The sequence below is a fragment of the Brevundimonas sp. GW821-FHT10A07 genome (assembly GCF_059415785.1).
In genome coordinates this window covers 200,653-213,362 of the sequence record NZ_JBWKNX010000004.1, presented here as the reverse complement: position 1 = coordinate 213,362, position 12,710 = coordinate 200,653, and the positions used below count along the sequence as shown (strand labels likewise).

At 62.3% G+C, this 12,710-nt stretch carries 9 protein-coding genes; 3 read left to right on the top strand and 6 right to left on the bottom strand.

Annotated features, from left to right (window positions below; genetic code table 11):
• Window positions 1–601 precede the first annotated feature (601 nt).
• From AC07NC_RS05035 to AC07NC_RS05025, 3 genes are all read left to right on the top strand, one after another.
• The gene (locus AC07NC_RS05035; protein WP_494568784.1) at window positions 602–1,282 is read left to right on the top strand and encodes a lysozyme inhibitor LprI family protein; all 681 of its coding nucleotides are present in this window, start codon (window positions 602–604) and stop codon (window positions 1,280–1,282) included.
• Between the two features lie 328 nt (window positions 1,283–1,610).
• Window positions 1,611–3,944 carry a TonB-dependent receptor gene (locus tag AC07NC_RS05030; RefSeq protein WP_490244662.1) on the top strand — a complete coding sequence of 778 codons (2,334 nt, stop codon included), beginning with the start codon at window positions 1,611–1,613 and terminating at the stop codon, window positions 3,942–3,944.
• A 78-nt stretch (window positions 3,945–4,022) separates the two neighbouring features.
• The gene (locus AC07NC_RS05025) at window positions 4,023–5,603 is read left to right on the top strand and encodes a class I adenylate-forming enzyme family protein (RefSeq protein ID WP_494568783.1); all 1,581 of its coding nucleotides are present in this window, start codon (window positions 4,023–4,025) and stop codon (window positions 5,601–5,603) included.
• 89 nt (window positions 5,604–5,692) lie between these two features.
• Here AC07NC_RS05025 and AC07NC_RS05020 read toward each other — a convergent pair whose 3' ends face one another.
• The 6 genes from AC07NC_RS05020 to AC07NC_RS04995 all read right to left on the bottom strand — a co-directional run bounded on the left by AC07NC_RS05020 (window position 5,693) and on the right by AC07NC_RS04995 (window position 12,659).
• On the bottom strand, window positions 5,693–6,130 hold the full coding sequence (locus tag AC07NC_RS05020; protein ID WP_494568782.1) for a MaoC family dehydratase: 438 nt from the start codon (window positions 6,128–6,130) through the stop codon (window positions 5,693–5,695).
• Window positions 6,131–6,153: 23 nt separating this feature from the next.
• Window positions 6,154–7,344 carry an MFS transporter gene (locus tag AC07NC_RS05015; RefSeq protein WP_494568781.1) on the bottom strand — a complete coding sequence of 397 codons (1,191 nt, stop codon included), beginning with the start codon at window positions 7,342–7,344 and terminating at the stop codon, window positions 6,154–6,156.
• A gap of 75 nt (window positions 7,345–7,419) precedes the next feature.
• Entirely contained in the window at window positions 7,420–8,199 is a 780-nt protein-coding gene (locus tag AC07NC_RS05010) for an enoyl-CoA hydratase-related protein (RefSeq protein WP_490244658.1), read from the bottom strand.
• A 14-nt stretch (window positions 8,200–8,213) separates the two neighbouring features.
• Window positions 8,214–10,373 carry a 3-hydroxyacyl-CoA dehydrogenase NAD-binding domain-containing protein gene (locus AC07NC_RS05005; RefSeq protein ID WP_494568786.1) on the bottom strand — a complete coding sequence of 720 codons (2,160 nt, stop codon included), beginning with the start codon at window positions 10,371–10,373 and terminating at the stop codon, window positions 8,214–8,216.
• A gap of 11 nt (window positions 10,374–10,384) precedes the next feature.
• Entirely contained in the window at window positions 10,385–11,593 is a 1,209-nt protein-coding gene (locus tag AC07NC_RS05000; RefSeq protein ID WP_490244656.1) for an acetyl-CoA C-acetyltransferase, read from the bottom strand.
• Between the two features lie 88 nt (window positions 11,594–11,681).
• A complete protein-coding gene (locus tag AC07NC_RS04995) occupies window positions 11,682–12,659 on the bottom strand; it encodes an NADPH:quinone oxidoreductase family protein (RefSeq protein WP_490244655.1) in 978 nt (325 codons plus the stop codon).
• Window positions 12,660–12,710: the final 51 nt, after the last annotated feature.

The following is a 12,710-nucleotide window of genomic DNA, read 5'->3' as shown; positions in this document are numbered from 1 at the left end:
ACACATGGCCGCTCCGACCAGGCTCAGCAGAACGTCAGATCAACCCTTGCCAACGGGGAGCCGTCCACACATGGCGCATAATGGACGCCCCTAGCGTCAGCCTTCGTTATGGCCCCTGTCTGGGGGTCAAGGGGTCGCAGGTTCGAATCCTGTCGCTCCGACCATCTAAATCTCTGATTTAGCTATGATCTTTTGAAGGGGTCGCTCTAAGGGCGACCCCTTTGTCCGTTCTGGGGTCCAAATGGGGTCCAATGTCGAGCTGAGGCGATTCTTCATGTTCGAGCCGGTGCAGATCGTTTCGCTACAGGTCGAGATACCTCCTTTTTCCCATCGTGCTCGATAAGGCTGAGGCGTTTGCGCTGACCCTCCAGAATCGCGCGCTTAGGGCGCTCATCTTCCGAGTTTGATCTCGCCCTCTAAAAAGCCGGAGACACAGCCTCTCGATTATGTTTTCGGTATCCAGCTGCCGAGTCGACGCGGTGTGCTGGACACGTGACATGGCGCCCAGAGCATCGACTTCCGTGCCGCTGCGACCTTCACACCTCTTGTAGCGAGGGGGAAAGGACGCGAGCTTTGCGGGGAACGCTGTTATGTGGTGGCCATGCCTCTCTACTTCCTGATGAACGTCCTGGCGCTTGGACTCGTGCCGGGGCAGAATTCCGTAGCCGCCGACTGCGCACGACCTGTTGACGGGTTCGAGGAGGCGATATGTTCGGAGCCGATGCTTGCTCGCCTCGAGCAAGATATGGCGGAGCGGTACGCCGCAGCTCGTGAGCCATTATCCCCTGCTGCTCGAGGATGGCTTCAGGCGGATCAGGCGCTGTTCTTCGAAGCCAGGAAGGGGTGGCGAGAAGCCCGCCACGTTCTGCGCGCCGAACCTCTTGGCCCAGGTTATTGGACGCGTCGACGTATCGCCCTTCTCGAACAGGTTCACCCGGCCCGTGACGCGGCGTTCAGCGGTTTCTGGCAAAATGTGTCCGGGGTTGTCGTCGTCTCGGACAACCTGGATGGAAGTTTCACCGTTGAAGTCGAGGCCAGCCAACCCGTCGGTCGACACTGGCAGTGCTCTCTCGATTTCACCGCACGGGTGGAAAGGGGTGTGCTGGAGACCGTTCTGGATGAGGAAGAGACGGGTCCCGAGCGTTGGCGCATCCGTGCCGTCGTCACCGATGGGGTCCTGAAGTTGACCGAAAGCCCCGTTGCGGGCCGAGGCGGCGAGCGGCCTCCGTACTGCGGGGCTGGGGGCCACATCGACGGGATTTACTTCAGGACTGGGGATTGAAACGCTGAACGCGCTGCCCATCGGAAAGGCTTTGCTTCATCCGACTTTTGCTCACCAGCCATGGACGTACGTGCGACGAGCGTGCGCCCGGTACACCGGTCGCGGCATCAGGGTCCGGCGCTTTGAAGGGCCGATATCAGTTGCCGAAAACGCGGCGAAGGAAACGCGACTGATGAGCGCACTGGCCCTAGATGTACGGGTAAGATCCGCTGTGGGTTGACCTAAGGTCAACGCCCCTGTCGAGGGGGACAGACGAAGGTCGTGTCCCACAGCGAATGTCATCCCTACTGCCCGTCATAGAGGCAGATTTATTTGGGGAGGATACACCATGCGAAAAGTTTCGCTTTCGGCGCTTTTCTGCGCGTCCACGGCCTTGATCGGCGTCAATAGCGCGATGGCGCAAACTCAGACGCAGACGGTGCAGGAAGAGCCTGTGGCCGTCGCTGTCGACGACATCGTCGTGACGGCTCAGCGTCGATCACAGAGTGTGGTCGATGTCCCGATGTCGATCACAGCCGTCTCGGGTGAGGAACTCGCCACCTTGGGCGTCACAGACGTCTCTGATCTTGTGAAGATTACGCCGGGTCTGAGCGCGGTCGAAAGCGGTGCGGCTGTCCCTGTCTATTCGCTGCGTGGCGTCGGCTTCTTCGATACCTCGATCGGCGCGCGCCCGACGGTGTCTGTCTACGTCGATGAAGTGCCGCTGCCCTTCTCCATCATGTCGTCGGGCGCATCGTTCGATCTGCAGCGTGTCGAGGTACTCAAGGGGCCGCAGGGGACGTTGTACGGTCAGAACTCGACGGGTGGGGCGATCAACTACATCGCCAACAAACCGACCGACTATTTCACGGGAGGGGCGACATTCGACTACTCGTCTTTCGAACGGATACAGGTCGACGGCTTCGTGTCCGGACCGCTCAATGATCAGGTTAGCATGCGCCTCGCCGTTCGCGCTGACAACAGCGGGCCCTGGCAAGAGAGTTACACTCGTAACGACGAGCACGGCGAACGGCACTTCCTGCAAGGCCGTTTCATCGCGGAGTGGACGCCTTCGGACCGGTTCGATCTGTCGCTGGCTTTGAGTGGCTTCAAGGACGAATCCGATGTTCAGGCGTCGCAACTGATCCAGGTGTTGGCACAAAGGCCTGTTTCAGCGGGGCAAGTCCCGCTCGTGATGAACTATCCGTTGGCGCCGGAGAATGCTCGGGCTGCAGATTGGAACGACAATGGGTTCCCGCTGCGCCGTGACAACAGCTTCTATCAAGCGGCTGTTCGCGCGAACTGGAACATCAACGACGCTCTCAGCTTGGTGTCGCTCACGTCCTATTCGGACTTCCAGCTGCACCAGCGTGTCGACCTCGACGGTACGGCCGTAAACGCCGTGTTCTCGGAAAATCGTGGTAGCGCTGAGTCGTTTAACCAGGAGCTCCGTCTGATCGGAGATTTTGGCCGGACGAACTTCGTCGTCGGCGCCAGCTACTCGAAGGACGAGACTGATCAGGTCGATGACTACAACATCCCCTACACCACGGGCACCTACAGCATTCCGACGGGCCTGTTTAACCACTTCCTTCTAGACTCGAAGCAGGAGTTCGAGACTACAGCGCTGTTCGGCAACATCGACTACAATCTGACCGACACGCTGACGGCCACTGCCGGTGCGCGTTATACTGAGACGGACCTTTCCTATGCGGCTTGTAGCCGGACAGGAAATGCGACGACGGCGGCGACCCTGACGGCCTTTTACAATCTGCTGCGCGGACCAGGCCGGCCGCTGCCTGCGCCCTTGGCGGTCGGTCAATGCCTGACTGTCGATTCAACCCTGACGCCTGGTCTGGTCCAGGGCGAGCTTAACGAAGACAGCCTGTCATGGCGTGCGGGGCTGGACTGGAAGCCGGCCCCTCGCACACTGGTCTACGCGAACATAAGTCAGGGCTATAAGGGCGGAAGCGGTCCTGTGCTTCCTGCCCTGGCGGCCAACCAGCTTTCGCCGGTGGTGCAGGAATCGGTCCTCGCTTACGAAGTCGGTTTCCGGGCTCCGATTGTCGGCGACACCCTCGACGTCAGCGGCGCTGTGTTCTTCTACGACTACCAAGACAAGCAGTTGAAGAGCCGCACTCTGGTCGAGCCGGCCGTTCTCGGTGCGCTCGAGGCGACGGTGAATGTGCCAGAGTCCGAAATCTACGGCGCGGAATTGCAGTTCAACGCTCGTCCATTCGACGGTTTGACGCTTTCGGTTGCAGGCACCTACATCGAATCCGAAGTAACGAGTCCTTTCAATGGCTACACGATTACCGGAACGCTGGCTGACTTCCAGGGCGAAGCCTTCCCGTATACGCCCAAATATCAGGTCGTCGCCGACGCCAAATATAGCTGGTCGGTTTCGGAACGCCTTGATGCCTTCGTCTCTGCGAACGTGAATTACCGTAGCAGCACGACGTCTGGCTTTGGGCAGATTCCGATCCTCGACATCGACGCCTACACGCTTGTCGACCTCCAAGGCGGTGTCAGCGCTCCGGACGGCGACTGGCAGGTCACCGCCTATGTTCGAAATCTGACGGACGAGTACTACTGGACCAATGTCGCGCGCCTGAACGATACGGTTCGCCGCTTTACGGGCATGCCCCGGACTGTCGGCATTCGTCTTTCGAAGACCTTCTGAGTTCCTCCCTCGGCGCCTCGCCCTCTCTTCGCTCCCTTGAGGGGTGGAGGGAGGGCCCTTTCTTTTAGGGTTCTTGCGATGACGACCTATCCCACCATCAAGGCCATGTTTGAGGCAGCCGTGCAGAGGCGCCCGGACGGGGTCTTCATTCGATACTTCGACGCAGGCCTTACCTATTCGGAAGTCGACCGCTTAAGCGACGCCTTTGCGGCTGGGTTGCAGGCCCATGGTTTTGCCCATGGAGATCGGCTGTGCGCCCAGATGCAGAGCGTACCGCAAGCCATCATCGCAATGGTCGCTGTGTGGAAGCTCGGCGGCGTGTTCGTGCCGATGAACCCGATGTACAAGGCGCGGGAGTCCGGTCTGATCTTGCGCGACGCTGAACCGAAAGTGTTCCTGGCTGAACCGCAGTTGCTGGTCGAAGTTTACTCGCAGCTCGACGAGGACGTACCGCGACCAGGTCTAGTTTTGTCTGCCCTCGCTTCGGAGTATGCGCACGTCGACCCACGAGTCGCCCCGACCGCAGCGCTTGAAGCGCCGTACGGCGACATGGCCGACTTCATCAGAACATATGACGGCCGGAAACCTGTGCCTGTGGAAGTGCTTCCCGATGATCTCGGCAGCTTGATCTATACGTCCGGCACGACGGGACTGCCGAAAGGAGCGATGGGGACTCAACGCGGCCTCGCGTTGGGCGGGGAACTCGCGCGAGTCTCGCACGATCTGGACGAATATGCCGCGGTGCTGACGCTGGCGCCTCTGTTCCATGTTTCTGGTGTCGTAATGAGCGTGGCCTTGGCCATGCATGCGGCGGCGACCGTCATCATCACCTACAGGTTCAATCCCGACGTCATCGTCGAGACGATCCGGGATCACACCCCCCAGGTGTCGGCCGGATCGATAACAGCGTTCATCGCGATCATGAATGCGCCAGACGCCACGCCGGAAACCATCGCAAAGCTCCGGACGCCGATGAGCGGAGGTGCGCCTGTACCTGCACCCGTCGCCGACGCCTACAAAGCCCGTTACGGCGTGGCGCTCCGAACGGGATATGGTCTGACCGAAACCACGGGTGCGGCCTTTATGGAACCGTTGAGCGAGCCGCGACGCGTGGACCCCGCAACGGGCTCCCTTTCGGTAGGAAAGGTCTTGCCGACGTTCGAGGTCGACATTGTCGACGATGAAGGACGTCTGCTGCCGGCAGGGCAGCCGGGAGAAGTCGTATTTCGAGGTCCGGCCGTGTCGCCGGGCTACTGGCGTAAGCCGGAAGAGACTGCAGAGGCCATGCGCTCAGACGGATTCTATAGCGGAGATGTGGGCTTCTTCGACCAGGACGGATGGCTCTATCTGATCGACCGGAAGAAGGACGTTATCATCGCTGGCGGCTACAAGGTCTGGCCTCGGGAAGTCGAGGACGTGATCTACGCTCACCCATCGGTTCGCGAGGTCGCCGTGATCGGCGCAGCGGACGCCTACCGTGGTGAAACCGTCAAGGCGGTCCTCAGCCTCAAGCCGAATTGCACCATCACGATCGACGAGATCTTGACGCATTGCCGGGATCGATTGGCCGCCTACAAGGTGCCCCGAGTGATCGATGTCATCGCCGATCTGCCTAAGAATCCGGGCGGCAAGATTCTCCGTCGCGCCCTTCGCGACTAATACCCGGTACGAGGGTGCAAGAAGGCCCGCCTGGCGGTTGCCGGACGGGCCTTCGTGGTTGGAACGCGCGTCGAGACGGCGTCCCCTGATCACGGATCAGGGAAGACGATCGCCACAAGGGAAGCGGTGAGGGCGGGGCGGGGCTGGCCCTCGATCTCCAGCTTGGAGTCGAAGACGATCCGGAAGCCCTGCGCTTTCACGGCCTCAACGATGGACACCTGCTGCACCAGGCGCAGGCGGGCCCCTTCCTCGACGGGCTGGGGATAACGCAGGCGGTCGAGGCCGTAGTTGACCACCCGATCTATGTTCTCGAAGCGCAGGAGTGTCTCCTGCAGCGCCGGGAGTAGGGAGAGGGTGAGAAATCCGTGGGCGATCGTCTTGCCGCCTGGCCGTTCTCGGGCTGCGCGGACAGGATCGACATGGATCCACTGGTGGTCACCTGTGAGAGCGGCGAAGCCGTCGATCATCTCCTGGTTGACCTGCATCCAGATCGAGGGGCCGAGGTGTGCGCCCGCCAAGTCGATCACGCCTTGGCGTCCATTGACGATCCTCATGGGCGTTTCTCAACCTGGCGAGCCAGTAGGACGGCAGCCACACCGCCGATCAGGGCGAAGGGTGAAAGAGCGGGCATGAGCGTGGCTGTCGTCGCGCCAAGACCGAGCAAGGCTCCCGCGAGCAGAGGGCCGCCGATCGCCCCGCCACGCCCCACCGCAGTCGCCGCGCCGACGCCGCTGCCCCGGATGCTGATCGGATAGAGGTCGGCTGCGAGGCCGTAAAGAAGCACTGTGGCGCTCAGGATGAACATGCCGGCAAGGCCGGAAACGAAGACCAGGGTCCAGAACGAGTGACCAGGCGCTCCAAAAGCGAGCAGGCTGACAACGGTGCCGAGGCTGACGGCGCCGACGGCCACCCACCGGCCGGCCCCTCCGACGAAGCGGGCGATGCCGATATTGCCCACCACAGCCGAGGCCATGAAGACCCCCATGGCGACAGAGGCCTGCCAGCGTTCCAGCCCCAGGTCGCGCAGGAGGATCGGCAGCCATGCGAACATCGTGTAGGTCAGCACCTGATTGGCGAGTAGACCAAGCCACAGCAAGCCGGTGAGAACCGCCAGGCCGTCTTGAAACATTCCGCGACGAGGGGATCGCGGCGGGACAGCGGCGTCTGGGGCGGCTGTTTCGGTTTCGGGGTGGACGCGGATGCCCTTGATGAGGAAAGGCGCCAGGAGAATGGGAGCAAGACCGCCTAAGACGAAGATCGCGCGCCAGTCAGCTCCCCATGCGGTTGCAACGAAGAGGCTGGCGATGATGCCGCCGAGTGGAGAGCCGCTGAGCATGACGCTGACGCGCGCCATCCGGCCGGCGGGTGGGCCTGACTCGGCCGCCAGAGCGATGAACATGGGCATGGCGGCGCCGAGTCCCACCCCGGTAAGGGTTCTATAGAGCAGCAATATCTCGAAGCTTCCTGCCGTGGCGGTTGCTAGCGAGAAGACGCCCATGCAGATCATCGCGGCGACCAGAACGTACTGGCGCGGCACCCGATCCGACGCGCGACCGGCGGCGAGGGCGCCGACGATGAACGCCGCCATATTGGCGCTGGCGGTTACGGCGATCTGGTCGGTGGAAAGCCCTAAGACGTTTCGGACCTCCGGCGCGGCCAATCCGAAGGCGATGATGTCTATGCCCTCGACGACCGCAGCCAGGAAGCAAAGGAGCAGACTGGTATTGAAACGGGCGGACATAGCGGCTCCTTGAATGTTCGGGACCATGCAGGCGGCGGGCGATACTCGCAGGCCGCCGATGCGTGGAAGCCAGGGCTAGCGGCCTTGGAACTGCGGAGGGCGCTTTTCCATGAAGGCCGCCAGGCCCTCCTTGAAGTCCTCGCTCGCAGCGGCTTGCCGCTGGGTGACGACTTCAAGGTCCAGGGCCTCTTCCAAGGAAGATGCGGTGGCGGCCCAGGCGAGCTGACGGATTTTGCCGAGGGCGAATGAAGCGCCCTGGGCCATCTCGGCCGCGAGAGCATCAACGGCGGCGTCAACTTCGTCGTCCGGCACCACCCGTGTCACGAGACCCCACTCCAGCGCCTTGGTCGCCAGTAGTTTATCGGCCAACAACATCATCTCGAGGGCCCGGACGCGGCCGACCGCCTGCGTCAGGATGAACGGAGCGCCACCGTCTGGCGCGAGGCCGATCCGTCGAAAGGCCTGAAGAAAATAGGCGCTCTCGCCGGCGACGATGAGATCTCCGCAGCAGGCGATCGCCGCACCAACACCGACTGCTGCGCCCTTGATCTTGGTGATCAGTGGAACAGGCAGGTTTCGGATCGCCCGTATCAGGGGATTGTAGTGTCGCTCCAGCATGACGCCGCCATCGGAGCGGGCGTCGGGATCGGCCAACACATCCGCCAGATTAGCCCCGGAGCTGAAATGCTTGCCCGCCCCGGAAAGAACGACGACTCGAACGTCAGGTTCAAGGGCTTCCAGGTGATCGCGAAGGTCATCGACCAACGCGGGCGTCAAGGCGTTCAGGCGGTCCGGGTCTGATATCGTCAGACGCAGAATTCCGCCGGCGAGTTCCTTTTCGATCGAGCCGGTCATTGTCCGTTCTCCCATCAAGCCGCTGATTGCAGGGGGGCGCCGGAAGCCTTTTCCAGCGTCTTGGAGAAGTCGGCCGGCGGATCGAATCGAGGGCCATAGATCTCAGCCAGAGCGGCGGCCCTGCCGAGGAAGGCGTCGATCCCATAGGACTTGATGAACTGATAGACGCCCCCGGTATGAACCGGGAAACCGAAGGCGAGGATGGAGCCGACGTTACCGTCGCGAACGTGGCTCAGAACGCCTTCGTCCAGACACCGAGCGGCTTCGATCACCATTCGGAACAGAAGGCGATCGCGGATGTCGTCCAGCGGTAGCTCGGTGTCCCCTCCGAAATGTTCCCTGAGACCCGGCCACAACTGTTTGGGGCCGTCTTGAGGATAGTCGTAGAAGCCTGCTCCGGCCGCGCGACCGGGGCGTCCGAGCGACGACATGAACTCGCAAAGCTCTCCGCAGACTTCGTAGGTGGAGGCGTAGGAGTCTCCCAGCTCGGCATCGAGCGCCTGGTTCGTCTTGAAGGACCGCAGGAGCATGTCCATCATCACCTCGTCCTGGACCGAGAGAGGTCCGACGGGCATGCCGATCTGGCGGGCGAGGTTTTCGATTACGACGGGATCGACGCCGTCCTTGAGCAGCCGATCCCCCTCATCGGTAAAGACACTGAAGACCCGTGAGGTGAAGAACCCGCGGCTGTCGTTGACGATGATCGGCGTCTTGCGGATTTGCTGGACGAAATCGAAGGCTGCGGCGAGCGTTTCTGAGCTGGTCTTCTTGCCCGTGATGATCTCGACGATGTGCATCTTGTCCACGGGCGAGAAGAAATGCAGACCAATGAAGCGGTCCGGACGAGCCGACGCGTCGGCCAGCATCGAAATCGGCAGGGTCGATGTGTTCGTGGCGACGATGGCGTCGGGCTTCAAGACCGCCTCCGCCTCGCGAACGATCGACTGTTTCAGTTCGACGTCTTCGAACACCGCTTCGACGATCAGGTCGCAATCCGCCAGAAGCGACATGTCGTCGGTCGGTGTAATGCGCGCCAGCACTTGTTCGCGGCTCTCCACCGTGCGTTTGCCGCGACCGACTTCCTTGTCCAGCACGGTCGCTGAATAGGACTTGCCCTTCTCGGCGGCCTCGATGGAAATGTCCTTCAGCACGACCTCGATACCGGCGGTTGCGGCCGAATAGGCGATGCCGCGTCCCATCATGCCGGCGCCGAGAACCCCGACCTTGCCAATCTTGCGCTTGATTGCGCCGCCGGGCCGACTTGCGCCCGCGGTGATTTCGTTCATCTGCAGGAACATGGTGCGGATCAAATTGTCCGATGCAGACGTCATGAGGAGGTCCGCAAAGCCGCGACTTTCGATCTCGCAGGCGGCATCGAAGCCGACCTGGGTGCTTTCGGCTGCGACGCCTAGAATCTTTTCCGCCGCCGGCAGGAGGCCACGGGTCTTCTTGAAGATCATGCTCGGGAACATGGCGATGGCGCCGGCGTTCGCGGGAGCGAACATATCGCCGCCGGGGAGGGTGAACCCCTTCTTCTCCCAAGCTTGACTGGGCGAGGGATTGGCCGCGATCCAGGCCTCGGCGCGGGCGATGAGATCCTCGCGGTTCTCGACGAGATCGTCGATCAGGCCCTGCTCTTTCGCCTGGGTCGGCGAGAGGCGACGACCTTCGGTGAGCAAGGGCAGCGCCGTCATGAGACCGAGCATGCGTACAGAGCGTACCACGCCGCCGCCTGCAGGCAGGATTCCCAAGCCTACTTCCGGGAATCCGAACTGGCTCTTGCCGTCATTGATCGCGATACGGTGATGGGCGGCGAGAGCCAGTTCCAGGCCGCCGCCGAGAGCGCTGCCGTTGAGCGCCGCGACGACAGGACGACCAAAGGCTTCGAGGCGCTTCAGCTGGGATTTGAGGGCTTCCACGAAAGCGAAGCCGGCTTCGGCGCCCTGTTCGCGCAGTTGCAGAATCTTGGCGACGTCTCCCCCCGCAACGAAGGTGGACTTGGCCGAGGTCAGAATGATGCCGGAAAGCTCGTCCTTGCGGGATTCAAGGTCGGCCAGGACCTCGTCCAGCATGGACGAGAAGGCGTCGTTCATTACGTTTACGGATCCACCCTCCATGTCGATGGTGACGAGGGCGATGCCGTTGGGGCGGATTTCGAGGGTCGCGTTTTTCATGTGGCGCCTCCTCAGACGCGTTCGATGAGGGTGGCGACGCCCATGCCGCCGCCGATGCAAAGGACACAGACGCCGCGCTTGAGGCCGCGCCGTTCGAGTTCGTCGAGAACCGTACCGACCAACATGCCGCCGGTGGCGCCGATGGGATGGCCGAGCGCGATCGCCCCGCCGTTCACATTGATCTTCTCTTCAGGAACCTTGAGCTCGTCCCGGAAGCGCAGAACCACGGACGCGAAGGCTTCATTGACCTCGAAGAGATCGATATCGTCGATGGTCAGGCCTGTGCGGTTCAGCAGTTTGGTCACGGCCGGCGCGGGCCCCGTCAGCATGATCGTCGGTTCGGTGCTGACGGTCGCCATCGAAACGATGCGGCCGCGAGGGGTGAGGCCCAGAGTCTTCGCGACGCTTTCCGAGCCGATCAAGACGGCGCTTGCGCCATCGACCACGCCTGACGAGTTGCCTGCCGTATGGACGTGATCAATGGTTGCGACCTGAGGGTATTTGGCCAGGCAGACGGCATCCATCCCCATTTCCCCCATCTTGGCGAAGGACGGTTTCAGGCTGGACAGCCCCTCGATGGTGGTGCCGGGTTTGATGAACTCGTCCTCGCCGAGAATGATCTGGCCAGCGCTGTCGCGGACGGGCACCACGCTCTTTGCGAAATAGCCGTTGGCTCGCGCTGCGGCGGCCTTTTTCTGGGACGATAGGGCGAAGGCGTCGACATCGTCCCGGCTGTATCCGCCGAGTGTAGCGATGAGGTCAGCCGAGACGCCCTGCGATACGAACCCGACCTTGCCCATGAGCTCGCTGTCGAAGAACAAGGCTCCGCCGCTGGCGCCCATGGGTATCCTCGACATGGATTCCACGCCGCCTGCGACCATCAGCTCTTCCATGCCGCTCATCACGCGAGTGGCTGCAATATTCACCGCTTCGAGGCCGGAACCGCAGAAGCGGTCGACCTGGGTCCCGGCGACGCCGTCGTCCCATCCCGCGAGAAGCGCGGCGGCCTTGCCGATCGCGCCGCCCTGTTCACCGATCGCCTGGCCGCAACCCAACACCACATCCGCGACCCGAGCGGTGTCGAGATCGTGTCGCTTCTGGAGTTCCGACAACAGATCTGCCGCCAGACGGACAGGTTTGACCTGGTGTAGGGAACCGTCAGCCTTGCCCTTTCCTCGCGGAGTTCGGACGGCGTCGAAGATGAAGGCGGCGTGCGGCATTCTGGGTTTCCCGAGATGAGGCGAGGAGGTCACGTCCACGGAGCCATAGAAGGAGCGATCCGAAACGGCTGTCCCCGCCAGCGGAACGTCAGGCGGTGAGGATGATCTTTCCGACCGCTCTGCGCTCAGAGAGATCGGCGATCGCTTCAGGCGCGCGGCTGAGGGGCAACGTGCGGCTTACGGTCGGCTTGAGAAGGCCGCGACGGTACATGTCCATCAGCTCCGAGACGTTCTCTGCGCTTTCATCCGGGGCCACGTTCATGAAGGTCCCGGCGATCACGCCGACGACCGAGGCGCCCTTGAGAAGGGGCAAATTCAGAGGCAGGCGGGGAATGCCTCCGCCTGCGAACCCGATGATCAGATAGCGGCCTTCCCAGGCGATGGTTCGGAAAGCAGGCTCGGCATAGTCGCCGCCGACAGGGTCGTAGATCACGTCAGGGCATTTACCGCCCGTCGCATCCAGGATTTGCGACTTGAGGGTCTCCGGCGAGCCGTATTGAAGCAGCCCGTGCGCGCCTCTCGATTTACAAATCTCGAGCTTATCCGGGGTCGAAGCGCATGCGATTACGGTGGCCCCCATCGCCACCCCGAGCTCAACCGCGGCCAGCCCCACGCCGCCTGCGGCGCCCAGCACGAGGAGGGTCTCCCCCGGCTGGAGCCGGCCTCTTTGCTTCAGGGCGTGATAGGCCGTGGCGTAGGCGAGAAGAAATCCTGCGGCGTCGGTGTCCGGCATGTCGTCTGGGATAGGAAAGACGCTAGCCTGGTCCACTGCGACCTCTTCGGCGAACGCGCCGAACGGTGCGGAAAATAAAACCCGCTGACCCACGGCAAGACGATCAACGCCGTCGCCCAGGCCCGACACGACCCCAGCGCCCTCGCAACCGGGGGAGAAGGGCAGGGGAGGCTGGTGTTGGTATCGCCCTGTGATCACCAGGGCGTCTGGAAAGTTCACTGCAGCCGCGCTCACCCGTATCCGCACCTGCCCGGTTTGAGGTTGCGGGGCCGGGACGTCGGTCCATTGCAGGGCTGAAGGATCGCCATGGGCGACGCAAAGAACGGCCTTCATCTTGGAACTCCCTTTGAAAGGGACTGTGAAGGTGCGGGATGCGCACGGCGC

Bases quoted from the DNA above. Each gene is read 5' to 3' on its own strand.
- AC07NC_RS05035 (WP_494568784.1), top strand. From the start codon at position 602: ATGCCTCTCTACTTCCTGATGAACGTCCTGGCGCTTGGACTCGTGCCG.
- AC07NC_RS05030 (WP_490244662.1), top strand. From the start codon at position 1,611: ATGCGAAAAGTTTCGCTTTCGGCGCTTTTCTGCGCGTCCACGGCCTTG.
- AC07NC_RS05025 (WP_494568783.1), top strand. From the start codon at position 4,023: ATGACGACCTATCCCACCATCAAGGCCATGTTTGAGGCAGCCGTGCAG.
- AC07NC_RS05015 (WP_494568781.1), bottom strand. From the start codon at position 7,344: ATGTCCGCCCGTTTCAATACCAGTCTGCTCCTTTGCTTCCTGGCTGCG.
- AC07NC_RS05010 (WP_490244658.1), bottom strand. From the start codon at position 8,199: ATGACCGGCTCGATCGAAAAGGAACTCGCCGGCGGAATTCTGCGTCTG.
- AC07NC_RS05005 (WP_494568786.1), bottom strand. From the start codon at position 10,373: ATGAAAAACGCGACCCTCGAAATCCGCCCCAACGGCATCGCCCTCGTC.
- AC07NC_RS05000 (WP_490244656.1), bottom strand. From the start codon at position 11,593: ATGCCGCACGCCGCCTTCATCTTCGACGCCGTCCGAACTCCGCGAGGA.
- AC07NC_RS04995 (WP_490244655.1), bottom strand. From the start codon at position 12,659: ATGAAGGCCGTTCTTTGCGTCGCCCATGGCGATCCTTCAGCCCTGCAA.